General features: G+C 63.6%; 16 protein-coding genes and 1 tRNA gene. 6 read left to right on the top strand and 11 right to left on the bottom strand.

All coding sequences use genetic code 11. From position 1 onward, the window contains the following. Positions 1-59 precede the first annotated feature (59 nt). The 6 genes from NOV21_RS10420 to NOV21_RS10395 form a co-directional block, all read right to left on the bottom strand. Positions 60-857 (bottom strand): mechanosensitive ion channel family protein, encoded by a 798-nt coding sequence (locus tag NOV21_RS10420; protein ID WP_283171050.1) that lies wholly within the window; start codon positions 855-857, stop codon positions 60-62. Positions 858-875: 18 nt separating this feature from the next. Beyond that, positions 876-950: transfer RNA gene (locus NOV21_RS10415), tRNA-Thr, on the bottom strand. Positions 951-997: 47 nt separating this feature from the next. Next, a complete protein-coding gene (locus NOV21_RS10410) occupies positions 998-1,960 on the bottom strand; it encodes a glycosyltransferase family 2 protein (RefSeq protein WP_283171051.1) in 963 nt (320 codons plus the stop codon). 366 nt (positions 1,961-2,326) lie between these two features. Then, on the bottom strand, positions 2,327-3,157 hold the full coding sequence (locus NOV21_RS10405; RefSeq protein ID WP_283171052.1) for a hypothetical protein: 831 nt from the start codon (positions 3,155-3,157) through the stop codon (positions 2,327-2,329). 215 nt (positions 3,158-3,372) lie between these two features. After that, positions 3,373-4,026: a LysR substrate-binding domain-containing protein gene (locus tag NOV21_RS10400; protein ID WP_283171053.1), complete on the bottom strand. Its 654-nt coding sequence runs from the start codon at positions 4,024-4,026 to the stop codon at positions 3,373-3,375. A 30-nt stretch (positions 4,027-4,056) separates the two neighbouring features. Further along, a complete protein-coding gene (locus tag NOV21_RS10395) occupies positions 4,057-5,412 on the bottom strand; it encodes a phenylacetate--CoA ligase family protein (RefSeq protein ID WP_283171054.1) in 1,356 nt (451 codons plus the stop codon). A 194-nt stretch (positions 5,413-5,606) separates the two neighbouring features. On the opposite strand from NOV21_RS10395, the gene NOV21_RS10390 reads away from it, so the two are divergent. Beyond that, on the top strand, positions 5,607-6,533 hold the full coding sequence (locus NOV21_RS10390; RefSeq protein WP_283171055.1) for a LysR family transcriptional regulator: 927 nt from the start codon (positions 5,607-5,609) through the stop codon (positions 6,531-6,533). A 20-nt stretch (positions 6,534-6,553) separates the two neighbouring features. On the opposite strand, the gene priA is transcribed toward NOV21_RS10390, so the two are convergent. Continuing rightward, complete coding sequence (gene priA / locus NOV21_RS10385; RefSeq protein ID WP_283171056.1) at positions 6,554-9,112, bottom strand: replication restart helicase PriA; 2,559 nt, start codon at positions 9,110-9,112, stop codon at positions 6,554-6,556. Further along, the gene (metK, locus tag NOV21_RS10380) at positions 9,113-10,393 is read right to left on the bottom strand and encodes a methionine adenosyltransferase (RefSeq protein WP_283171057.1); all 1,281 of its coding nucleotides are present in this window, start codon (positions 10,391-10,393) and stop codon (positions 9,113-9,115) included. A 118-nt stretch (positions 10,394-10,511) separates the two neighbouring features. Between metK and NOV21_RS10375 the strand changes: the two genes are divergently transcribed. The 3 genes from NOV21_RS10375 to NOV21_RS10365 are packed head-to-tail and all read left to right on the top strand — an operon-like array spanning position 10,512 to position 13,983. Next, positions 10,512-11,345, top strand: a complete 834-nt coding sequence (locus NOV21_RS10375) for a lipoprotein intramolecular transacylase Lit (protein ID WP_283171058.1) — start codon at positions 10,512-10,514, stop codon at positions 11,343-11,345. A gap of 40 nt (positions 11,346-11,385) precedes the next feature. Further along, positions 11,386-12,867 carry a glutamate--tRNA ligase gene (gene gltX, locus NOV21_RS10370; RefSeq protein ID WP_283171059.1) on the top strand — a complete coding sequence of 494 codons (1,482 nt, stop codon included), beginning with the start codon at positions 11,386-11,388 and terminating at the stop codon, positions 12,865-12,867. After that, positions 12,868-13,983, top strand: a complete 1,116-nt coding sequence (locus NOV21_RS10365; RefSeq protein ID WP_283171060.1) for a 4Fe-4S dicluster domain-containing protein — start codon at positions 12,868-12,870, stop codon at positions 13,981-13,983. On the opposite strand, the gene NOV21_RS10360 is transcribed toward NOV21_RS10365, so the two are convergent. Continuing rightward, positions 13,967-15,367 (bottom strand): helix-turn-helix transcriptional regulator, encoded by a 1,401-nt coding sequence (locus tag NOV21_RS10360; RefSeq protein WP_283171061.1) that lies wholly within the window; start codon positions 15,365-15,367, stop codon positions 13,967-13,969. The genes NOV21_RS10365 and NOV21_RS10360 overlap by 17 nt on opposite strands. 269 nt (positions 15,368-15,636) lie before the next feature. On the opposite strand from NOV21_RS10360, the gene NOV21_RS10355 reads away from it, so the two are divergent. Next, entirely contained in the window at positions 15,637-17,268 is a 1,632-nt protein-coding gene (locus tag NOV21_RS10355) for an FAD-dependent oxidoreductase (protein ID WP_283171062.1), read from the top strand. A gap of 217 nt (positions 17,269-17,485) precedes the next feature. Here NOV21_RS10355 and NOV21_RS10350 read toward each other — a convergent pair whose 3' ends face one another. Further along, positions 17,486-18,367 carry a LysR family transcriptional regulator gene (locus NOV21_RS10350; protein WP_283171063.1) on the bottom strand — a complete coding sequence of 294 codons (882 nt, stop codon included), beginning with the start codon at positions 18,365-18,367 and terminating at the stop codon, positions 17,486-17,488. A gap of 208 nt (positions 18,368-18,575) precedes the next feature. Between NOV21_RS10350 and NOV21_RS10345 the strand changes: the two genes are divergently transcribed. Beyond that, positions 18,576-20,222 carry an FAD-dependent oxidoreductase gene (locus NOV21_RS10345; RefSeq protein ID WP_283171064.1) on the top strand — a complete coding sequence of 549 codons (1,647 nt, stop codon included), beginning with the start codon at positions 18,576-18,578 and terminating at the stop codon, positions 20,220-20,222. Positions 20,223-20,505: 283 nt separating this feature from the next. Here NOV21_RS10345 and mfd read toward each other — a convergent pair whose 3' ends face one another. Beyond that, entirely contained in the window at positions 20,506-23,970 is a 3,465-nt protein-coding gene (gene mfd / locus NOV21_RS10340; RefSeq protein WP_283171065.1) for a transcription-repair coupling factor, read from the bottom strand. Positions 23,971-24,384: the final 414 nt, after the last annotated feature.

Genomic DNA, 24,384 nt, shown 5'->3' with positions numbered 1-24,384 from the left:
TGCGGCGGGGTGGCCGTCGGCCACCCCGCAACGTGCCGAGAGCCCTCAAGCGGCACCGCTCATATCGACTCGGGGATCGCCTGGGAATCCACCAGATGGCAGTACTTCTTCAAGACGGGGTCGATCGATCGCATGATGAGGTCCGTGGCGGCCGCGGCGGACATCGCATCGCGCCGCACATAGGCGTTCACCGTGGCGGAGAGCCCTCCGACCGTCATGCCCTTCAGCTGCACGCCGGTGGGAAGATCGCCCACCTTCCCGGCAAGCGGCTCATCGAGCGCCCGCAGGATCTCGGAGGTGAACGCCTCCACATCGCTTTCGGGTGCGATGAGCACCGGGACGGACACCCAGCCAGCGTCCCCGGATCCGACGAGCATCTCCGTGTACATCAGCGAGTTCGGCACGGTATACGTCGTCCCGCCCGCATCCAAGAGCTTGGTATGGCGCCAGGTGACGTCGGTCACCTTTGCGGGCATGCCGTTCATCTCGAAATAGTCGCCCGGCTCGACGATGTGCGCAAGCGAGATCTGCAATCCGCCGAACAGGTTGGCGATCGTGTCCTTCAGGCCGAGCGAAAGCGCGATGCCCCCGACGCCCAGAGCGGTGACGAGGCCGGTGACATCGTAGTTGAAGCAGTTCTTCGCCGCGATCCCGATGCCCGCGAGCCAGATGGCCACCCGTGCGATGTTGGCGAATATGCTGCTCGACGGCAGGTCGGTGTTGTCGCTCGACCCGATGCGGCGTATCACGCGCACCACGAAGTGCTCGACCGCCCCCGTGATCGCGAGAATGATCCCCGCCTGGATGAGATCCCACAGCAGCGGATACGCGGTTTGAAATTCGGAGAGAAGAGTCATAACGCCCCTGAAATAATCTGGAGCCAGTGACAGGACTTGAACCTGCAACCCACTGATTACAAATCAGTTGCGCTACCATTGCGCCACACTGGCCTATCCAGCCCGCATATTATGCCATAACTTGCACGGGCTTTCGCACACTACTTTCTTCCGTACAGGCGGTACGCCTCGATCACCGCGAGCTCGTAATTCTTCCGGTTGTTCTTCACGACCGTGTCGAGGATGAGCCCGCACACGAAGCTGAGCATGCCCGCCCCTACGAAGGCAACGGCCACGATGGCGCTCGGAAGGCGCGGCACCAAACCGGTGGTGTGGAACTCGCCGATGATCGGGATGCCGAAGCACAGCCCGATGATGATGAGGATCAACGCCAGCCAGCCGAACAGCGCCATGGGGCGGTAGTCCTTGAACAGGCTGCCGATGCACTTGAGCACCTTCCATCCGTCGCCGAAGGTGGAGAGCTTCGAATAGCTTCCCTCGGGACGGTCGCGGTATTCGATGGGGATCTCCACGATGCGCCACCGCTTGTCCACCGCATGGATGGACAGCTCGGTTTCGATCTCGAAGGCGGGTCCCACGACCGGCATCGTCTTGGCGAAGACGTTGCTGTACGCGCGGTACCCGGTCATCACATCATGGAATTCGAACCCGTAGATGATCTTGATGAGCCAGCGCACCAGGTCGTTGCCCAGCCCATGGAACGCGCGCTTGTTCTCCTCGCCGTAGGTGCCGTTGGAAAGGCGGTCGCCGACGGTCATGTCCGCCTCGTCGTTCACCAGGGGCATGATCAGATCGACGGCCGCCTCCGCCGGGTAGGTGTCGTCGCCGTCGACCATAAGGTAGTAGTCCGCGTCGATATCGCGCATCATCTGGCGGACGACGTTGCCCTTGCCCTGGCGGATCTCGCGTCGCACGATGGCGCCGTGCTCGCGGGCGATGTCGCTCGTGCCGTCCGACGAGTTGTTGTCGTACACGTAGATGTCGGCATTGGGAAGGGCGCGCTTGAAGTCGTCGACGACTTTCGCGATGGTGACTGCCTCGTTGTAGCATGGGATAAGGACCGCAACGGAGCCGTCGATATCACGCCAGGAATATTCGGACACGATAGCCTCTCTTGTCGTACGCCTGAACGCTCGGATTATAGCCAGAAGTTGTGAAGCATTGAAGAATGCGCGAAATTCGCGGAACCACCCGCAACTGCAGCGGACGAGGCGGCGCGCGGGCGCTTGGAGCTGCTCGCATCCCGCTGGGGAAGCACCGATGAATTCCGCCAGCCCAAGAATGACATGCTGGCGCCGGAGCGGCTCAACCCTCGTTCACGCACATCAGCGCGCCCGCTCGGCTTTCGCCGCTCTGGCACTCGGCCCGCCGTCCCTGTCCAAGGCGGAATTCATCGGTGCTTCCCCAGCGGGAGAAGATCGCCGGATGCAGGCTCGGGAGCGGACGGCCGGGTCGAGGCGGGCTTGAAGCTACCGTTCCAACAAGTGGGATAACGCCGCCACGGCCTCGCACGCCTGCTCGTTCGCATCGGAGAGCGCAGACTTCAGCGCTTCGTAATCGAAGTCGAGAAGCTCCTTCATCGCCATGGCCGACTCCCTCGATGCCGCAGACGCCTCCGCCTGCGCAGAGGCGAGCGCATCCCGCGTTGCCGCATCGGGCGATTTCTGACTCTTGAACTGAGCGAGGATCAGGCCTGCGAAAACAAGGGCGGCGGCGAGGGCGATGATGCTGCTCGCCGCACCAGGAAGGTTCAGCCCGAGAAGCTCATTCAGACGGCCCGGCCGGAAGCTCAGCTGCCCGCAATACAGCACGCCCAGCGCGCAGATGGCCGTGAGGACGTTGGGGGAGAATTTCGCAGCGGCGTTCTCGGCCTGCGCTTGGGCGAGCGTATCGCGGGACTCCGCTTCCCGCTGCTCGGCGGCGCCCTTCTTCTCCTGCAGCACCGTGAATTCACCCATCAGATCCCGCGCGCGGGCACATGAGGCAAGAGCGGCTTCGACACGCTGCTCCGCCGCGCCGACCGATGCCTCGCGGCCGGCAGCTGCGGCGCGGACGGCATCGGTAAACTCGTCCCCCGCGTTCGAGGCAAGCGCCCGCATCGCAGACGCTTGGAGCACCGGCGCGTCCTTCGCCGATGCGCGAATCGCGCGGTTCTCCTCCTCGATCTGCGCCCTCGCAGCCTCCTCCGAGAAGGCGGGAACCGCGTCTCCCCCGGCCCCGTCCGCCCGCGGATCGGCGGGATCGGCGAAACGCGAGAGGAACGCGTGGATCACGTCTTCGAATTCCTGGGTTCGGGGCATAGGGTAATCACAACCTTCCGGTGGGAACATCAGCATCTGTCGCATGGGGATCGGGATAGCTCGCAATCGCCTGCACCAGCATATCGCACCTTCGGCGCAAAGGAACCCCCCAGTGGCAACCTCTCGTCCGGAATCCGCTCCCGGACGCCCGATTTCATCACAAAGAAAGGAGCCCGAAGGCCCCTTTCCCGAAGATATCATTCCCGTTCCGGCGCTTAGAGCTGCACGTACCGATTCAGATTGCGCGTAAGGCTGTCCACGAAGACCTTGCTCTGGCCCTCCAGCACCTCGTTCTTGCGCGCCACGTACCCCAGCTTCAGCGTGACGTCGGTGATCAGGGGGATCGTCAGCAGCAGGCTGCCGTCGGTGATGCCCACCAATATGCCGCTCGTGATGGTGTAGCCGTTCAGCGCGCAGATGAGCTCCGTCAGGCTGGCGCGGTCGGTGGTCGCCACCAGGCGCTCGCGCGGGACGCTCGCCAGGGCCTCCTCGTAAAACGCGAACGAGTCGCCCTTCTCCTGCTCGAAGTACACATAGGGGTAGTCCGCCAAATCCTCGATATGCAGGCTCTTCGCATTGCTCAGCGGATGGCTGTTCGGCAGCGCCACATACGGTTTGCTGCTGATGATGGGCGTGAACTCCAGCCCTGCGTCATCGAGCGCCTTGTTGAGCTCGACGGCGTTCTCGGTGGTCTGGAACAGCACGCCGATGTTGCTGCGCCCGCTGTACACGTCCTCGATCACGCTGCGCGTGGTGCCGTTGCGGAAGCCGTAGCTGTACTCGATGCCCCCGCCGGCGAGCACGGTATGCGCGAACGCCTGAACGCTGAACAGGTAATGCTGGCCGGATACTGCGAATTTCTTTGCCATGTTCCTCAAATCTCCTTTGCGTCCGCGCGCTTACTGCTCGGGTTCGGGCTGGGTGCGCTCGTCGATGAAGCGCTTGGCCTTGTGTTCGGCCGCAACGCCCAGCTTGTCCGTCTCGTAGACTATCACCTTCGCGGGGCGCACGCCCGTATGAGTCTTGCAGGCTTCCTCGATGCGCTTCGCCACCTGGTCGAACGGTTCGTCGCTACCCAGGGCGCGCTCGACGCTGACCTCGTATTTCGTTGTGTAGTTCTCATCGTACACCCGGATGCGGTACTCGCCGGTGACACCGGGTTCATTGCGCACCACGTATTCGATGTCGCTGGGGAACACGTTGACGGCGGACACGATGAACATCTCGTCCTTGCGGCCTTGGATGTAGATGCGCGTGTGGGTGCGCCCGCACTCGCACGGGGTCCGGTCGATCCACCCGATGTCGCCGCTGCGGAAGCGTATGTTCGGGCGCGCGCGTTTGCACAGCGTGGTATAGGTGATCTCACCGCGCTCGCCGTCGGGCACCGGCTTGCCGGTCGTCGGGTCAAGGCATTCGACGAATATCTGGTCCTCGATGATGTGCAGGCCGTCCTTGCGCTCGCACATGCCCGCGCATGCGCCGTATATGTCGGACAGGCCGAAGAAGTCGTACACCGACACGCCCCACAGATCCTCGATCGCCTTGCGCGTGGTCTCGATGGAACCGCCCGGCTCGCCGCTGATGATGAACGTCTTCAGGCTGGCGAAGTCCTTCTTGGGATCGTAGCCCTGCTCGATCGCCTTCTGGCCCAGAAGCCACGCATAGCTGGGACTCGACCACATGAAGGTGGGCTGGTAATGCTTCATCGCCCACAGCAGGCGGGCGCTTGGAACGGCCCCCACCCAGATGCCCAGCGCGCCCAGCTGCTGGGCGCCGATGACATCCGGCCCGCCCACGTACAGGGCGAAGTTCATGCCGTGCAGGTAGCGGTCGTTCGGACGCATCCCGGTCATCCAGAACAGCCGGCTCTGCGCGTTCTGGAAATCGTCGAAGTCCTGCTGCGTGAACGGGCTCATGGTGGGCACGCCCGTGCTGCCCGAGCTGGTGGCCATGTACACCACATCATCTTCGGGCACGCCGCTCATCTCGCCGAAGAAACTCCCCACGCCCTGCGTGTCGCGCTCCGTCTGCTTGTTGGTGAACGGAAACTTCTCCTGGAACTCCTCCAACGATCCCACATGCGGCGCGAGGCCGAGTTTCTTCCACTCGCGCCGGTAGTACGGGACGTTTTCGTAGCAGAATGCCAATTCCTCGTTCAGCCGATCAAGCTGGAGCTTCTCCAACTCCGGGCGCGGCATGGTCTCGATCTCCCGATCGTAGTACTTCTCATCATATGGAAGCTGCTTCAGTGCCATACCTTACTCCTTATCGGTATCCCATAATACGTTCGACTGCCTTCAAGCGGCCTAGAAGCATGAAACCATGCCTTCAGCGTCGGTTCAAGGGGGTGGGTTATTCCACTTTTTGCCATCTTGTTATCGCTAGAAGGTATAGCGGATTTCGCATATTACGTTACACTGTCCGATAGGCATAGACGGGAGGACGGACCATGACGCTGCAGCAGCTTCGCTATCTCATCGCCATCGCCGAATACGGCTCCATCAACGCGGCGGCGACGCACATGTACGCTTCGCAGAGCAACCTCTCCACGGCGATCAAGGACCTGGAATCCGAACTGGGCATCTCCATCTTCCGACGAAGCAACCGGGGCGTCACGCTCACCAACGACGGGACCGAGCTGCTCAACTACGCGCGCCAGGTAGTCGAGCAGGCTGACCTCTTGGAGGCGCGCTACAAGCAAGCGGAATCGGACGGGGCGCGCCTGGCCGTCTCAACCCAGCATTACTCGTTCTCCGTCGAGGCGTTCATCAGAACCGCCGAGGAGTGCAAGAGCGCCGAATTCGAGTTCATATTGAGGGAGACCGCGACGGCCCAGATCATCCGCGACGTGAAGGAATTCCGCAGCGAGATCGGCATCGTCTACACGGACGGGTTCAACAGCCGCGCGATGTGGCGGGCCTTCGATGACGCCCGCCTGATGTTCCATCCGCTGTTCGAGGCGCCCATCCACGTGTTCGTGAACGAGAGACACCCCCTGGCCAAGCGGAAATCCGTCTCCCCCGGCGATCTGGCGGACTACCCCCGCTACTCGTTCGAACAGGGCGCGGACAACAGCTTCTTCTTCTCGGAGGAACCCCTGGCCTACCTGCCCCATAAGCGCAACATCCGCATCACCGACCGCGGCACGCTGACCAACCTGCTGCAGTCGTACGACGGGTACACGCTTTCCACCGGGTTGCTCTCCCCCGAGATGCGCAGCGGAGTCGCAGCTCTTCCGCTCGACACCGACGAGACCATGAAGGTGGGCTACCTGGTGCACCAGGGGCGGCAACCCGATTGGCTGTTGCACTCCTACATCGCAAACCTGAAGAAGATCGTGAACGCGAGCGATCACATCACCAGCTACGTCGACTGACCGGCGTCCGCGCCCATCGGCTACAGGAGGCTGACCGGATCAATGTCCACGGCGACGTTCACCGTCTTTCTCGTCTTGCGCGTGCGGAACACCGGAGCGATGATGCGGGCGATGTCCGTGCCCGCCGGGGCTTTCATGACGATGTGGTAGCGGAAATTTCCGCGCAGCCGCGCAAGAACGCAGGGGGACGCGGGAAACAGCGTCCACGAGTCGACCACCTGCTCGCCCACGTGCTTCGATAGCGCCTCGAACAGCGAATCCGCCTCGCCGCGCACCTCCTCTTCCGACTTCCCCCAGATGCGGACGTCGGCGAGGCGCACATAGGGGGGGTAGCCGAGCAGCTTGCGCTTGGGCAGCTCGTCGCGCAGGAAGAACGCGCGATCGTAGTGAGCGGCCGCCTGTATGGGCGCGGCGCCCGCGCTGTAGGTCTGCACGATCACGCGCCCGGGAAGGCCGGCGCGCCCCGCGCGGCCGGCGACCTGCTCGATCAAGTCGAACGTGCGCTCCCCCGCGCGGAAATCGGGAAGCCGCAGCTGCGTGTCGGCGTTGACGACCCCGACCAGGGTGACGTCGTCGAAATCGAGTCCCTTGGCGATCATCTGGGTGCCGAGGAGGATCGCGGGGCCGGGTGCCGCGAATCGCTCGAGTAGCCTCTGGTGCGCCCCCTTGCGCGACGTGGTGTCGGCATCCATGCGGATGACGCGCACGGGAAACGTTCCGCCGGAGGGGCCCCCTTGCATCCCGCCGCAGGTGCCGGCACTGTCGCCGCCACGGGGCGGAGCCCCCTCTGGGACCCTCGGCGCCGCATATTTTCCTTCAGTGAAAGGTTGCCGCGGCGCAGCGCACGACGTCGACCTCATAGAAGTCGACGGAGCAGTGGAACGGGGCGTCCCCGAGGGGGTCGGAGAGGGGGCTCCGCCCGCAGCCCTGCCCCATTCCGAGAGGATGCCGCTGAGCTCGGCCTCCACCCGCTGGGTGCCGGCGCCGAAGCGCTTGAGGTAGGGACTGCCGCACACGGGGCACCGCGCAGGCGCGGGCACGGTGTAACCGCAATGATGGCAGACGAGCTTCGAGCCCCTCTCATGGTAGGTGAGGCTGGTGGAGCAGCTCGGGCACGTGGGAACGAAGCCGCAGCTCCGGCACAGCAGGAAGCTGGCGAATCCCCGCTGATTCAGCATGAGGACCGCCTTCTGCCCCTTCGAAAGCGTGTCGCGCAGCGCCTCCGCGAGCTTCTTCGAGAACATCGACCGGCTGCCGCCGCCGAACTCGCGGGCCATGTCGACCACCTCGATGCGCGGCATCGGGGCGCGGTTCGCGCGCTCGGGAAGGACCGCCCGCTCCCATGCGGGGTCCGTCTTCGCTGCATAGAGCGATTCAATGCTGGGGGTGGCGCTGCCCAGCACCAGGGCTCCCCCCGTGCGGTCGACCATCCATCGCGCCACATCGCGGCTCACGTAGCGCGGGGCCTGATCCTGCTTGTAGGATGTCTCGTGCTCCTCGTCGATGACGATCAGCCCCAGATTGCCGACGGGGGCGAACAGGGCGCTGCGCGCCCCCACCACCACATGCGCGCCGCCGCTGCGGATGAAATCCCATTGGTCGTAGCGTTCGCCGTCGCTCATGCGCGAATGCAGCACGGCCACCATGTCTCCGAAACGGCCGCGGAACCGCGCCACCGTCTGGGGCGTGAGGGAGATCTCGGGCACGAGCACGATGGCGCTCTGACCGCGCCGCAGCACATGTTCGATCGCCTGCAGATAGACCTCGGTCTTCCCCGATCCGGTCACCCCGTCGACCAGGACCACGCGCCCCTCGGGGGAGTCGCACGCCCTCTGTATGGCGGCCACGGCGTCCGCCTGGCCCGGCGTCAAGGCGGGTTTCGCCGTGGGCTCGAACCCCACCTGCGCATAGGCGACATCCGCTCCGGCGGCCGGATGGGCCCACTGGGTTCCGCGGAGCCGCCTGCGCGATTCCATCTTCACCACGCCCTTCGATTCGAGGTTCTTCAGGACGGGCCCGATCCCGGAGTACTCAAGGGAAAGCTCGGCGACGCGCAGCTCGCCCGCCTGGAGCGCTTTCAGCACTGCCTCCTGCTTGATGGCGCCCTTGCGCGGCTTGAAGTCCTCCGCCGCCTCCGTCAGGCGGACCCAGCGGTCGTCGACCTCCCCCACGGCGGGCTCCTCCAAGCGCCAGTATCCGTTGGCCCGGACCATGCGGGGCACGCCGCCCGGCGGCGTGAACAATCGGACGCAGCTTGAAAGCGGCGCAAGATATCGCTCGGACAGAAACGCCGCGCAGGCCGCCCCCTCGTCGTTGAAGTACGACCTGCTGAGCACCCGGGCAATCGGCTTGAGCTTTTCGAGCGGGACCCCGGAATCGCGCGCCGCCGCTTGGAGGCCCGCCGCGTCATCGGGGTATGCTCGCACATCGACGATGAACCCGACGGCCTGCCTCCCGCCGAAGGGCACCAAAACGGCGCATCCGACCTGGGCATCGTCCATGTCGGGTGGAACCGTGTACGTATAGGCGGCATCAAGCGCCTGGGCGGGTATGTCGAGGACGACGTGCGCAGCGCGCATTTACGCTAATCCGCAGGCCGCGCGCAGCTCGTCCGCTTTGTCCGTCTTCTCCCAGGTGAATTCGGGCAGCTCGCGTCCGAAATGGCCGTAGTTGGTGGTCAGGTGGAAGATGGGGCGGCGGAGCTGCAACGCGTCGATGATGGCGGCGGGGCGCAGGTCGAAAACCTCGGACACCGCATGCTCGATCTTCCGCACGTCCACATGCTCGGTGCCGAAGGTGTCCACGTAGACGGACAGCGGCCGCGCCACGCCGATGGCGTAGGCGAGCTCGATCTCGCACTTGTCAGCCAAGCCGGCCGCCACGATGTTTTTGGCCACCCAACGCGCAGCGTAGGCAGCTGAACGGTCAACCTTCGTGGCATCCTTGCCGCTGAAGCAGCCGCCGCCGTGGCGGCCCATGCCGCCGTAGCTGTCGACGATGATCTTCCGGCCGGTGAGGCCGGTATCGCCCATGGGGCCGCCGATGACGAAGCGCCCCGTGGGGTTCACGAAGACGTCGGCGCCCTCCCAGTTCACGTCTTCCGCCGCGAACACGGGGGAGATCACATGCTCGATCATGTCCGCCTTGATTTGGGCGACATCGACCTCGGGGGCGTGCTGGGTGCTGATGAGCACCTTCTCCACCCCCACGGGCTTATCGTCCACGTAGCGGACGGTCACCTGCGTCTTGCCATCGGGGCGCAGATACGGCAGCGTGCCGTTCTTGCGCACCTCGGTCAGACGCTCGGCGAGGCGGTGCGCCAGATAGATGGGGGCGGGCATGAGGGTGCGCGTGTCGTTGCATGCGTACCCGAACATAACGCCCTGGTCACCCGCGCCGTTGCGATCGTACGGATCATCGCCCGCGACCTCGCCGGTCTGGACCTCGTAGCTCTCGTCGACGCCCTGGGCGATGTCGGCGCTCTGCGGATGCACGTAGTTGGCCACCGCGCAGGTTTCCGCATCGAAGCCCATGTCGCTTCCCGTGTAGCCGATGCTGCGGACGACCTCGCGCACGATGCGGTCGAGGTCGACGTAGCCTTGCGTGCGGACCTCGCCCATGACCGTGATGATACCGGTGGTGGTGAAGGTCTCGATCGCGGTGCGCACCTCGTTGATGTCGGCGGCCACGCCGGTGTTGGGGGAAACGTACCCCTGCTCCTGCAGGTAGGCCTCGCGCTTCAGCATCTCATCCAAGACGGTATCCGACACCAGATCGCACAGCTTGTCGGGATGGCCCTCGGTAACCGACTCGCTGGTGAACAGGTACGAACGTCCTGCATTTTCTGGGATTTCGCTCATTATGCCGCTCCTTACAGAATCGGGCGCCCCGCGGGCGCCGGGATGGCGATCAATCGTTCGGGCGTAATGATACACTTACTTCCCATTCGCCGAACTTACATTCTGGAGACTCTGCACAATGCCCGAGATAGAACGAAACGCCGCACCTGGAGCGCACCCGGGGCTTTCACGCGCAATCGCCGCGGTGCTCAGCATCGCGCTCGCCTGCACCCTTCTGATGGCAGGGTTGGCGGTTGACTGCGCCCCCGCCACCACCCGGGCGCTCTCATCCGCGACCAGCGATTTCGACCGCAGCCCCTACGCTGCCGACAGCTTGGTCGACCTGGCCGCAGCCACACGCGACTTCACCGTCGAGCCTTTTTGGGACGGCGAAGACGCCGCGGCACGGCGGCTCGCGGGGAAGGTGGTCTCCGCCGCCAGCATCGCGCAGGCAAGCGGGACGGCAACGGGAGGTCGCTGGTCCCATGTCAACGTCAATCTGGCGAACCCCGACGTCCTGCAGGCCATGTACGATCTGGCAGCCGTGTCCGATGCGTACGGATTGGACGAGGAGGCCATGGACCACCTGGTCGATTGCAACGCCCTGATAAACCGCGCGCTCGTCGCTGCGGCGGCCGTCGCAGCGCTCGCCGTCGGCTGCACCCTGGCCCTGCGGGGCAACCGCAGGCTATTGGGAGGCGCCCTCGTCGCCGCCCCCGCGCTGCTGCTCGCCGCCATGGCGCTGTGCGGGATATGGGCGGCGCTCGACTTCTACGGGTTCTTCAGCATGTTCCATGCGATCCTGTTCCCCCAGGGGAATTGGACGTTCAGCCGGGATAGCCTGCTCATATGCATGCTCCCGGAGGGATTTTGGATGGGCATGGGCGCGATTTGGTTGGCGGTCACCACGACCGCGGCTATCATATGCGTCGCATTTGGAAACCACCTTCGGCGCACGGGGTCGCGCGGATGACGACGCCCCTGCAGCCTGCATAAGCAAAGAGGGAAGCACTATGGCACAACAGGAAGTCCGCGTGCGCTTCGCACCCTCCCCCACGGGGAAGCTGCATATCGGCGGAGCGCGCACCGCAATCTACAACTGGGCGTTCGCGCGCGCGAACGGCGGGAAGTTCGTGCTGCGCATCGAAGATACCGACCCCGAGCGCTCCACGGACGAGAACGTGCAGATCATCCTCCGCGCGCTACGGTGGATGGGCCTCGATTGGGACGAAGGGCCCGAGGTGGGCGGTTCCTTCGGGCCGTACACGCAGATGCAACGCATGGACACCTACGCCGCCGCGCTCGAGGCCCTCAAGGCGGCGGACGCGGTCTATCCCTGCTTCTGCACGAGGGAAGAGCTCGACGCCAAGCGCGCCGCCGCCGATAAGACGGGCGTCGCCTACTCGGGCTACGACCGAACCTGCCGCTCCCTCGACCTCGCCGAAGCGGAAGCGCGCATCGAGGCGGGCGAACCCCACGTCTGGCGCCTGAAGGTGCCCGATGGGCATGCGCCCATCGAGTTCGATGACGCGGTGTACGGCCATATGTCCTTCCCCGCCGACGTGATGGACGACATGATCCTCGTCCGCAGCGACGGGAGCCCCACGTACAACTTCGCCGCCGTCTGCGACGATTCCAGCATGCGCATCACGCACGTCATCCGAGGCGACGACCATCTGTCCAACACACCGCGGCAGATCCTGATCTACGAGGCGCTCGGCCTGCCCGTGCCCACGTTCGCGCATCTGTCCATGATCCTCGGCGCCGACGGGAGGAAGCTCTCCAAGCGCCACGGGGCGACGAGCGTGGAAGAGTACCGCGAAGCGGGCATCCTCCCCGACTGTCTTGTCAACTTCCTCGCGCTGCTCGGCTGGAGTCTCGACGGCGAGACAACGATCATCCCGCGCGACGTGCTCTGCCGCGAATTCAGCTTGGAACGGATCACGAAAAAGGACGCCATCTTCGACGAGACCAAGCTCGATTGGATGAACGGCCAGTACATCCAGCGAATGGGGGCGCCCGCGTGGGTGCAGGCGGCGATGCCATGGCTGGTGCAGGCCGGAGCGGACGAATCCGACATACGCGAGAACCCCGGATGGTACGAGAAGATCTACCCGCTCATCGCGGAGAGGCTTCCCCGCCTCAGCCAGATCCCCGAGAAGCTGGGGTACCTGTTCTGGGGCCCGGAGGTGCGCCTCGACGAGAAGAGCGTGAAGAAGGTGCTGCAGAAGGAAGGCGCCCGCGCCGAGGAGGCGTTGCGGGCCGTGCGCGGCGTGCTCGCCGATCCGGAGATGCCGTGGGAGTGCGACGCGTTGCAAGATGCCTGCCGCGCACTGTGCGAACCCATGGGGCTGAAGCCGAAATCCCTGTTCCAGCCCGTCCGCGTGGCCGTGTGCGGCAACATGGTCTCGCCGCCTCTGTTCGAGAGCATCGAGCTTCTCCCGCGAAAGGACGTGCTCGCTCGCATCGACGCCGCATTGGAGGCAGCCTTCTAGATGAAGCGGAAGCTGGTCGTCGTCGAAGAATACTGCACGCGCGCTGCGGGATCGGACTGCGCGCGGTGCGCATCCGCATGCCCTCAGGGTGCAATCACCGTGCCCGATGGACATGAGGCTCCCACCGTCGATCACGATCTCTGCAACGGCTGCGGCATCTGCTTCGGCGTCTGCGACGCTTTCGCGAGCACGCACCTGACGATGGCGGACCTGCATGCCCGCATACGCCGCATCGCAACCGACGGCAGGCGTGCGTATATCACCTGCAAGGAGAACGTGTTCCCCGGGCTGGACGTCGACACGAACGTGGTGGTGCTCCCCTGCATCAGCATGATTCCCCCGGAGATGTGGACGCTGTTGCTTTCGGAGAACATCCGCCTCTCGGTCGCGTGCGATTTCAACTACTGCGACGGCTGCGAGCGGGGCGGCGAGCTCGGCGGCATGCTCTTCCCCCGCGCCATCGAGATCGCCCAGGAGCGCACGGGCGGCGAGGTGAAGTTCAGCTACCGCATCCCCGAGAAGCAAACGCTCGTAGGCAAGTACACCGACAACTCCGAATCCGCCGATCGGCGCGCCGTATTCACGGGTGCCGCCAGCGACGTCCTCGAGATCGCCAGCGGAAAGCGGCGCCTGCGCAACAGCGAGGTGCTCTCCGACTATTACGCCCGCAAGGAGCGGATGCGCGCCACGCTGCGCCTGAACCTGGCGGAACGGGACGTGTTCCAGGATTTCTCCCCCGAAGGCGTGCACAAGCATACGATGTTCCCCAAGCAGAAGATGCTGCTGGAGGCCATCGAGCGCCAGCATGAGATCGCCCCGAAGATCATGGTGGCAACGACTACGACAGACTTCGAGCTCTGCACAGGCGAGGCCGCATGCTGCGAGCACTGCCCCACCGGTGCCCGCGAGATGAAGGATGGCACGCCGACCATCGACCACCTGTACTGTATCGGGTGCGGAATCTGCGTCGACGTATGCCCGCACGGGGCCGTCGCCCTTGAAAGCACGACGGCGGAGATCTACCTCGACGCCATCGAGCGGGCGGAGGAGCAGCGCAAGAAGGATGAAGCGGACGGCAAGAAATCGCCGCTCAGCTTCCTCAACGCAAGGAAGTAGGAGTCGCTCGCTCTTCGCTCCCCACTCCAAGCAGCTCGAACATCTCCGCACGGGAGTGGATATCGAGCTTTTGGTAAATGTGCTTCATGTGGGTCTTGACGGTGCTGTTCGCCACAAAGAGTTCTTTCTCGATCTGAGCGGGCTTCTTCCCTTGGGCGAGCAGCAGCATGATCTCCTCTTCGCGCGGGGTAAGCCCGTACTGCCCTCCCAACTCGTAGCACTTGGTGCCCAAGCGGTTCTTCCCTGCCAGCTCTTCCCGCTCCTCGGGAATCTTCTCTCTGAGAACAGCACCCCATGGGGCGGTCAGCTGTTTTTCCGACAGCAGAAGCATCGTCGCGACGACGACCGATGCCCCCATCGCGGCGATGACGGAAACCTGGAGAGGCGTTATCTCAGCGGTCACCTCGGCGAGGTCTGCAACGGTTATTCCCAATTGAACAGCCAAGAGACGGACGGCACGCTCGATTCCGAACAGCCACAGCGCGTTGACACCATATTTGTAGACGATTCCGCTAAGTATCACCATGATGACGATAAGGCACAGCGTATAGCTTGCAAGGGCGCAGAAACCGGCAACAGCCGACCCGATCCCGCCGACCCAGCGGAACGGCAGCAAGGACACAAGCAAAAGCGGAAGGGCGATCTTGTACAGAATCGAGAACTCGAACGTCCCGCGCTTGAAGCAGACCGCCGAGTAGACCAAAACCGCCGCCGCTAAGGCGCCAAACCCCGAATGGATCCCCGTGATGCCGCTCACGGTTTTCACGGAAAGACCGTATGCAAGCGAGTAGAGGGCGATCACCGCGATGGGCTTCCAAGGGAACGAGAACGACCCCCATCCAACATGCGGGCGTTCGTTATCGGGAAGAACCGCGTAGGCGCGTTTCAGGCACGCGAGCGAGACAATCGGAACGCAGCAGGTGCACGCCCAAAGCCAAGGAATGGCCAAACCTTTGAACAGCCAAAGGATCAAAGACCCGACAACAAGGCCACCCGCATAGTAAAGACCTACGCGAAGCGGATTGAGGCAACCGAACAATTCCGACCACAGCAATATGATCAGGGCAATCCCCACCGCCCCTGCAACCATGGCAGGAACTCCGATCAGGGCAGCGTGCTCCGGATAATAGAGGGAGTAGAAGTTCAGGCAGCAGGAAGCGATCAGGCACGCACCCGATAGGGGAACTGGTGCCTTCTTGCCATAGAAGGGGGCAATGCGTTTCGCGGTAAACGCGATGGCAAGCAACACAACTGCAAGGGTCACGTTGAATGCGGCAAATCCAGAAAGCAGGCTCTGCTGGGCGGGAAATGACAACGATCCGTTCGCATACACCGTTTCGGTCCACGCGCGGAAAATACCCATTCCCGTAAAGCAGAACGGCATTTCGATGAACATCCCTTTGAATCGGTTAGCCAATTCCCTCTCCCGCCGATTCCCTTTCCACGGTTCGAGATTATATCCGCTCCCTTTGACGAAATCCCCCGTCATCGGGGATATCCCCCTGTTTTTAGGTCGAAGGGGGAGAAGGAAATGCGGCATTTCATCCAAGTTCCCCCTATCCCGGATGATTCAGAACTTGCCTATTTTCCGTATTCTCCAATCAGCGCAGTCATAGGAACTGCAAGGAAAAGCGGAGGAGAGGAATTTTCACCATGACACAGGGAATTTCGCGCAGGGGCTTTATCACTGCAGCCGCAACGGCAGCTGCAGGAGCCGCTCTCGCAGGAATGGCGGGCTGCGGTTCGCCGAAGAGCGCAACCGAGAAGAAGGCCGGGGAGGCAGCCGCCGGAACGCGCTGGAGCTGGGAGACCAAGCCCGAAGCTGTCCCCGATAGCAAGATCTCCCAGATGAAGGACTGCGATGTCTGCGTCGTGGGACTTGGTTCGGCAGGCACCACGGCAACTTTGGCTGCCGCGCAAAGCGGTGCGAAGGTTATCACGCTGCAGAAGATGCCTTCCATCCAGACCAATGGCTGGTGCGTCGCAGCATATAACTCTAAAATGTTCCTCGAGGCCGGTCAAACGTACGACCTCGCCCAGATTTATGCGAACTTCGCCGATCTTTCGAACGGCCGCGACAACCCGAAGGTCGTGAAGCTCTTCCTGAAGCGCAGCGGCGAAGTTGTCGACTATCTCATTCGCCAGACCCCGGACTTCACGCCGGTCATGCAGAAGAGCGGCCACACCTACGGCTGGTATATCAACAACGACATGGCAACCCGCTACGAGCAATTCCGCCTGCTGCTAACCGCAATGGTCGACAAAGCTGTTGCCGCCGGTGCCGAAATTCTCTACGAAACCCCCGCTCAGCAGCTGGTCCAGGATTCCAACGGCTGGATTACCGGTGTTATCGCGAAGCAGAAGGACGGCTCTTACATCAAGGTGAACGCCTCAAAGGGCGTCATCATGGCAACGGGCGACATCTCCGATGACGACGAGATGCTCGAATGCTATGCCCCCCAGCTTCTGGACGTCCAGTCCATGCACGGCGCCCCGTGCAATACGGGCGACGGCCACAAGATGGGAATGTGGGCAGGCGCTGCCATGGACAAGGCTCCGCATTGCATCATGATGCACTTCGACCCCACCTGGATGCCCGAAGGCAACTCCCCCTACTCTGGAATCCCCTGGCTGCGCGTGAACCTGAAGGGGGATCGTTTCGCCAACGAGAACTTGGGCTATCAGAGCGTGGTCACCTCCGTGCATGAGCAACCCGACCAGACCGCTTTTCAAATCACCGATGCCAACTGGGCCGTCCATGCTACCGCGGGCGACTATCCACATCCCAACAGCCATAGCCGAGCAACCGCCGATCCCGCGAAAGACTGGCAGGCGGCTTTGGATCGCGGCGCTATCGTGCAGGCGAACACTCTGGAGGAGCTTGCCGATAAGATCGGCGTCGAAAAGGCAACCTTCCTGAAGACCGTCGAACGCTACAACGAGCTCTCCGACAGGGGCGTTGACGAGGACTTCGGCGTACCCGGAGATTTCATCTCCTACAACGCCATCAAAGTTGCGCCGTTTTTCGCAATCAAGCGCATGCCCGGCCGTCTTTCGACCGTCAGCGGATTGAAGGTCAACGAGAAGCTTGAGGTCATCAATGAGAAGGGCGAGCCCCTCGGTGGACTCTATGCTGCCGGCAACTGCTCCGGCTCATACTACGGCGACGACTATCCGCTGTTTATCACCGGAGGCTCGCACGGACGCGCCTGGACGTTCGGCGTGCTCTCCGCTCGTTCCGCCCTCGGCAAGCTCGATGAATCGGTCGAGACCCTGGGCAACTAACAGGCAATCCCCATTCCCTCTGGAACGGCTCCATCCCTCCCAAGCCGTTCCAAGATGCCGGGCACATCACGTGTCCGGCGTTTTTTATTGGAAAGCAAGCGATGTAAGCAGAGCAGAACTGGAAAAATTCGGACATGAGCACGTCTGAATAGAATCAATCACCGATCAGGCGAAAGGCAGTGCACCGAACCGTCCACAGAAAACAATAAGCGAGTCATCAAATCGATGCGATGCAGAAGTCGCGAAACGCCTCCATCTCGGGGGTGGGCTTGCGCGACGAGAGCTGCGCGATGCCGAACCGCCAGGTCACCGTGCCCAGCGGGATGGCGACCACCGTCGGATCCTTCTCGAAGAGCGGCATTTCGGCCAGGTGCTTCGCCGAAAACCCCAAGCCCTTCCCTTCGCGGGCGAAGTCGAACATGCGGAATATCTCGGCGGTGGCATGCACCTCGCCCAAGCGCACGCCCGCGTCGCGCGCCATGTTCCTCAACGTCGCGAAGCACTTGAAGTCCTCGCCGGGCAAGGCGACGCGCCGATCTTGGAAATCCTCGATCGAAAGGGATTCCCGCTGGGCACGGGGATCGTTAGCGGAGACCCAAAAGCACATCGGCGTGGAATACAGCTCCGTGACGATGAAATCCGGGGCGTAGGGCGCAACCGTAAGCGCGATGTCGAGACGCCCGCACCGCAACCCCTCGTCGCACGAACGGTCGCTGAGCTCTTCGTAGCGAACCACGACCCCTGGATGTTTCCTCTGGAACCGCTTGATGAAGTCGGGGCCGAGGTACCCGAGGATGCCGAGGCCGATCCCCACGTTCAGCTCGTGATTCTCGCGGGCGCGCAGCGCGGCGAATTCGCCTTGCAGCTTGGCATAGCCTCGCTCGCAGTCGTTGGCGAAGTCAAGCAGCAGGTCCGCCTGCGGGGTCGCGTGCAATTTGCCGGACGGATCGGCGACGAAAAGGGGCACGCCCAGCTCGGACTCGAGAAGGCGCACCGCTTTGGCCAACCCTTGAGAGGACATCGGCACCCGTTTCGCAGCAGCGGAAAAACTCCCCAGATGGTAGGTGAGCGCGAAATAGTGAAGCTGATCCCAATACAAACTGTTCCCTCCCCGGAACAGCACCGCGAAGCGGCCTCATTGCGAACTTTTCCATTGTACCCCGATTGGCCGGGAAGGGAACCCAAACCGAAACTTTCAAGCGGGAACCTTTTAGTTGGCGCCCTGCTCATTGCCCTAGCGAATCAATGGGGGCATCATCGGGAGAGGATCGGGGTTCCCCCGAGAGGGATCGAGCATAGGAGGAAATATGCAAAAAGGCAATTCTGGGATTTCACGCCGCAGCTTCATGACCGGCACGGGAGTCGCCCTTGCGGGCCTGGCAGGCGCCGCCATGGCCGGCTGCTCACCGAGTAGCGCAGGCTCGAAGCCGAAGGAAGCGGCCAAGGGCGCGGCCGATGATCTCAACCCCACCGGCTTGGACAATTCCGTTTGGAAGCTCGACGATGTGGGAGAGCCGAAGAAGACCCTCGACGCCGACGTGTGCGTCATCGGCGGCGGCGGCTGCGGCATGGCAGCGACCATCCAGGCGAGCGAGCAGGGCATGAGCGTCGTGCTCATCGAAAAGGGCGGAGAGTTGGGCGGCGCTTTCTCCGCCACGGAAGGCATGTTCGGCGTGGGTTCGCACTGGCAGAAGGAAGCCGGCGACACGGGCACGGTCGGGGAGGCGGTGCGCCGTTGCGTGAACTACCACCACTACATTCCCAGCACCCAGCTGTACTACAACTTCTTCTCGCAGACCGCCGAGACCATCGAATGGTGCGAAGCCCACGACTGCAAGTTCCGCGCCGTGGTTGACTACGGCGGAAACCTCGCCTGGCACGTGTACTATTACGACGCCGAGGCCAAGAGCCCTGGAGCGTACTTCACGGATAGCCTGATCAAGGCCACCCGTGCGACCGGCGCCGAGATCATCACCAGCTGCTCCGCGAAGAAGATCCTCATCGAGGACGGCAAAGCGAAGGGCGTCATCGCCAAAGCGGACAACGGCACGGTCTACCAGATCAATGCGCCCGTTGTCATGCTCTCGACGGGCGGATACCCCAGCAACATGGACTTCCTGCACGCCATTTCCCCGTACACGGTCAACAAGAACCTGGTCTCGCTCGGCGCCCCCGGTCGCGATGGCGACGGTCTGCGCATGGGCGTGAACGCCGGCGCGATGCTCTCCGAGGGCTACGGCACCGTCATGTGGTGCGGCCCCGCAGCCATCGGCGCCCAATGGGCGACCGACGCCTACTCGGCTTCGGTGCAGCCCACGCTCTGGGTGAACCAGGACGGCAAGCGCTTCATCGTCGAGGATCTGTGGATCGGCAACTTCGCCGCCGGCGGCATCGCCTGCCGCGACCAGGAGCTCACCTATGTGATCTTCCGCGAGAAAGACCTGGCGGCGTGGGAGCAGAACGGCCCGTACGGCACCGTGTTCACGTTCGGCACCCCGGGCGTCCCCATGGCGGAGGCGCGCGAGCAGCTCGAGAAGCTAGGTTCCGTGCATAAAGCGGACACCATCGAGAAGCTCGCCGAAAGCGTCGGCATTGATGCCGCGGCCCTCAAGGCGACCGTTGACGAATACAACGGCTACTGCACGCAGGGCGAAGACCCGATCTTCGGCAAGGCCGCCCAATACCTGTCCCCCATCGACGAGGGCCCGTTCTGGATCCTCGAGGTCGCCGACGGCTACTACACCACGGTCGGCGGCCTGGAGATCAACGAGAAGATCGAGGCGGTTGACAAGGACCGCAAGCCTATCAAGGGCCTCTACGTCGGCGGATGCGACACCGGCAGCCTCTACGCTGACTCCTACGACGTCGCGACCGCACCCGGCTCGCAAGCTTCGTGGGCCATCAACTCCGGTCGCCTGGCGATGAAAAACGCCAAGGACTACCTCGGCAAATAAGCTACATACTCGATGCGGCTCCGGGACGGGTGGTCCCCTGCAGCTTAGTGCCACCCGCCCCGTTGCAAACCCGCGCCATGACCCTCCCCGTGGCGCGGGTTCCTCGCCATCTGCCGCCGCGATGCCGATCTCCTGGCATGCGGCAAGACTGCGCGGAAAGCGAGTAACGCGATGGCGATGGGCCTGCAGGTCACGCGCGCCCATGTGCGCGGCATCTGGCGAATCGAATGTCCGCAGCCGAAGCGAGCCCGACACGGCGGCGGACGAGGAGCGTGGCAGGCGGCTACTTCCCGCGCTGGGCGTTCAAGTCCTGAAGAAGCGCGTACACCGCGCCGAGCAGGTCGCCGTCCTCGGGGAGGGCGAAGTACTTCAGCGGGACCTGCAGTTTCTGGCTTTGCGGGATCCAACGGCTCCGAGCGCGCTTCAGCTGCAAGCGCAGATCGCCTTCGGGTTTGCGCGCGGGCTCGATGTTCAGCTTCCCGCCCACCACGTTCACGGTATCCACGTGCATCTTGCCCGCCAGCACGCGGATGCGCGCCTTCGTGAAGAAATTCCGTGTCGCTTGCGGCATTCCCCCGTGACGTTGTCCCATTTCGTCCTCGAGGGCATCCACCTCTCCCAATTCCGTCGCAGCGGCGATCTTGCGATACGCCAGCACACGCTCGTCGGCATCGGGCACGTATTCCTCGGGAATGTACGTGTGGGCGGGTACGTTGACCGTGATGTCTGACAGCGCGGGGGGCAACCCGTCGCCACCGTCCACCCCCTCGCGCGTGTTGTTCACGGCGGTTGCGAGCATCTGCGCGAACAGATCGAAGCCCACGGCGCTCATGTTGCCGCTCTGCTCGGCACCCAGAAGGCTGCCGGCGCCGCGGATCTCCAGGTCGCGCATCGCCACGCGCATGCCGCTTCCCAGCTCCTGATGCTCGTCGATGGCCTCCAGGCGGGCCATCGCCTCCTCGGTCAGGGCCATGTTTTCGGGGAACATGAAGTACGCGTAAGCCTGCAGGTTGCTGCGGCCCACACGGCCCTTCAGCTGGTACATCTGCGCCAGTCCCAATCGTTGCGCATCCTCGATGATCAATGTGTTGGTATGGGGGTTGTCAATCCCGCTCTCGATGATGGTGGTGGCGACCAAAACGTCAATCTCGCCCGCCGCGAAATCCTCCATGGTGATCTCGAGCTCTTCCTTGCTCATCTGACCGTGCGCGATCGCCACGCGCGCCTCGGGGGCTGCCTCCTGCACGCGCGCTACGGCGTCGTCGATGCTGCGCACCCGGTTGCTCACGTAGTACACCTGTCCGCCTCGTTCGAGTTCTCGTCGCACCGCGTCGCTCACCACATCGGGATCCCACTCCCCCACGTGCACCTCTACCGGACGACGCTCGTCGGGCGGCGTCAGGATCAGGCTCATGTCGCGCACACCGGACAGGCTCATCTGCATGGTGCGGGGAATGGGCGTCGCCGAGAGCGTGAGCACGTCGATGCTCTCGCGCAGGTTCTTCATCTGCTCCTTATGGCCTACGCCGAAACGCTGCTCCTCGTCGATGATAACCAGCCCCAGATCGTGCGGATTCACATCGCGGGAGAGCAGCCGGTGCGTGCCCACGAGCACCGCCACGCTGCCGTCGGCGAACCCCTCGAGCGCCGCCTTCTGCTGCACAGGCGTGCGGAACCGGCTGAGCACCTGCACCTCCACCCCGTAGGGCTCGAATCGGTCGTTGAAGGTGGTGTAGTGCTGCTGCGCGAGAATGGTGGTGGGGCAGAGCACCATCACCTGCTTGCCGTCCTGCGTGGCTTTGAAAGCGGCGCGCAGCGCAACTTCCGTCTTTCCGAAGCCGACGTCTCCGCACACGAGCCGGTCCATCGGCTTGGCGGACTGCATGTCCGCCTTCACGTCGGCGATGGCGGCAAGCTGGTCGGGTGTTTCCTGGTAGGGGAAGTCCTCTTCCATCTGGCGCATCCACGGCGTGTCCGCCGAGTAGCGGAACCCTTGGGTCGCCGCCCGGCGGGTGTACACATCCACCAAATCGAACGCAAGCTGCTTGCTCGCCTTGCGGGCTCGGTTGAGCGCGCGGGACCAGTCGCTCGTGTTCAAGCGCGTGAGCCGCGGGCTGCTCCCCTCGGGCCCCACATAGCGCGTCACGCGGTCGAGCTGCTCCACCGGGACGTACAGCTTGTCGCCCTCAGAATATTCCAACAGCAGATAGTCGCGGGCCACGCCGCCCACCTCTTGACGGACCATCTCCTTGAACAGCGCGACGCCATGGGCCGCATGCACCACGTAATCGCCCACGTTGAAGGGGAAGGTGATCTCGGTGACGTCCACGCGGCGGTGCGAACGCAGGCCGCCCGACCCTTGAGTGTCCGCGATGCTCACCAAGGCGAGCTTGGCCGCGGGAATGATGAGTCCGAGCGGGATGTCGACATCGACGACGTTGACGACGCCCCGTTTCAGGCGATCGGGCGCATCGCCGCGCTCGTCGAGCACCTCGACGATGGGCAGCCCATGGTCCACGAAGGCCAACTTCATGTCCTCGCGAGCGCGGTAATTGGAAACGCTGAACACCACCAGGTAACCGTCGCGCGTCAGGCTGTACAGCTTGCCGAACAGCTTGTCGGGATTGCCGGCGACGTCCGTGCGCTTGACGGGGATCTGGGCGTCCACGTTGCCGCCGCGCGTCATGATGCTCTGGTACACGCAGCGCTGGTTGCTTCCGAAATCCAACTGGGCGGGCGCGCAATACAGCCCCTCCAGGGGGATGGACGTCCCCTTCGCGCGGCTTTCAAGATCGTCGTGCACGCGCAAGGTATCGTCGATCAGGCTGTGCGGCTCGATGAGCACCGTCAGGCACTCCCGCCCCAGATACGCGCCCAACGTGACCGTTTTCTCGTACAAATACGGAAGCAGGGCATCCGCCTTGGCATCCATCACGCCGCTTTCGATTTTCTCGAGAAGCTCTCTCATCACCGGGTTCGTCTTCGAGGTGGTCAGAAGCGTCTGCCTTGCCCGCGCAAGCGACCGTTTGCTCGGAGCGAACTCGCGCACGGGGTAGATGGCCACCTCGTCAAGGTTGGCGATAGTCTGCCCCGTCGACGGGACGATGCGGCGGATCTCGTCCACTTCGTCGCCGAAGCAGTCGATCCTCACGGGGAAGCTCAGATTCCCCGGGAACACGTCTACCGTGCCGCCGCGCACGCAGAAGGTGCCGGGGCCCTCCAACTCTGCCGTATCCTCGTAGCCCGCCGCCACGAGCGCGCGAGAAATGCTTTCGAAATCGACAAGGTCGGATCGGGAAGACGAGCCGATCTCGCTTCCCACGGCGAAGTCGAGGGGCTGGAAGAACGTCCCGCCGGGAGGTAGCATGCGGACGAGCGCACGGGCGCTTGCGACCACGATCGCGTCCCTCCCGTCGACGAGCGCATCGAGCGCCTCCATGCGGCAGGCGACCTCGTGCGTGTTGGACGGCTTCTCCCCAAAGGGTGTATCAGCACGCTCGAAGAATCGGAGGACCTTCTCCTCCCCCACGTACGCTCCCACGTTGCGAGCGAAATCCCCCGCAGCTTCTTCACCGGCGACCACGACCAGCGTGGGCTGCGGAGTCCGCGCGAACCGGGATGCGACCATGAAGGGACGCGCCGATGCGGCGATCCCCAAACCGGCATCCTGCCCGCTATCCAGCTTCTCCCAAAACGCGCGCATCTCCTCGCACGTTTCAAGCGGCTGCACCAATGCATCGACCAGCATGCATTCCCCTTTTCACGCCAACGCCGAAAGCCGCGGAAAGCGGCGCGCCCCAGTATAGCAAACGCGGGACGGGCCGAAGCGCCCGGCCTGCGGTCCGCGCAGACCCGGCGGCATGCACTTCGGCGGGCAGAGCGGAAAGGGCGGCGCCCCCGGGCGGTCCGCTGAGAGAGGACGAACGCCTTTGCGGGAATGACGCGCTCGACCCCGCAATCGGGAGATGGACCGTAGGGAGGGGCGCGGATACGAAGATGACCTTCATGCCGCGCATCCCGACGGGAACGCTATACCCTGACTTTTGCAGCAGCAGAAGGCCGATTCCCCCTCCTGACATGGGGAATCGGCCTTCTTTCCGGTGACATTTCCTGTGGCGGAACCGCTCAGCTCCTCGGTTTCCTCACGTCTGCCATGACCTGG

Origin of the sequence: Curtanaerobium respiraculi (assembly GCF_024609215.1) — a bacterium.
In the GTDB taxonomy this organism is placed as follows: domain Bacteria; phylum Actinomycetota; class Coriobacteriia; order Coriobacteriales; family Eggerthellaceae; genus Curtanaerobium; species Curtanaerobium respiraculi.
The sequence above is the reverse complement of the archived record's forward strand: the minus strand, read 5'-3'. Positions and strand labels throughout refer to the sequence as shown.

Bases quoted from the DNA above. Each gene is read 5' to 3' on its own strand.
- NOV21_RS10360 (WP_283171061.1), bottom strand. From the start codon at position 15,367: ATGCCGTTCTGCTTTACGGGAATGGGTATTTTCCGCGCGTGGACCGAA.
- NOV21_RS10345 (WP_283171064.1), top strand. From the start codon at position 18,576: ATGCAAAAAGGCAATTCTGGGATTTCACGCCGCAGCTTCATGACCGGC.
- NOV21_RS10365 (WP_283171060.1), top strand. From the start codon at position 12,868: ATGAAGCGGAAGCTGGTCGTCGTCGAAGAATACTGCACGCGCGCTGCG.
- NOV21_RS10390 (WP_283171055.1), top strand. From the start codon at position 5,607: ATGACGCTGCAGCAGCTTCGCTATCTCATCGCCATCGCCGAATACGGC.
- NOV21_RS10375 (WP_283171058.1), top strand. From the start codon at position 10,512: ATGCCCGAGATAGAACGAAACGCCGCACCTGGAGCGCACCCGGGGCTT.
- NOV21_RS10420 (WP_283171050.1), bottom strand. From the start codon at position 857: ATGACTCTTCTCTCCGAATTTCAAACCGCGTATCCGCTGCTGTGGGAT.
- metK (WP_283171057.1), bottom strand. From the start codon at position 10,393: ATGAGCGAAATCCCAGAAAATGCAGGACGTTCGTACCTGTTCACCAGC.
- NOV21_RS10395 (WP_283171054.1), bottom strand. From the start codon at position 5,412: ATGGCACTGAAGCAGCTTCCATATGATGAGAAGTACTACGATCGGGAG.
- mfd (WP_283171065.1), bottom strand. From the start codon at position 23,970: ATGCTGGTCGATGCATTGGTGCAGCCGCTTGAAACGTGCGAGGAGATG.
- priA (WP_283171056.1), bottom strand. From the start codon at position 9,112: ATGCGCGCTGCGCACGTCGTCCTCGACATACCCGCCCAGGCGCTTGAT.
- NOV21_RS10400 (WP_283171053.1), bottom strand. From the start codon at position 4,026: ATGGCAAAGAAATTCGCAGTATCCGGCCAGCATTACCTGTTCAGCGTT.
- NOV21_RS10405 (WP_283171052.1), bottom strand. From the start codon at position 3,157: ATGCCCCGAACCCAGGAATTCGAAGACGTGATCCACGCGTTCCTCTCG.
- gltX (WP_283171059.1), top strand. From the start codon at position 11,386: ATGGCACAACAGGAAGTCCGCGTGCGCTTCGCACCCTCCCCCACGGGG.
- NOV21_RS10355 (WP_283171062.1), top strand. From the start codon at position 15,637: ATGACACAGGGAATTTCGCGCAGGGGCTTTATCACTGCAGCCGCAACG.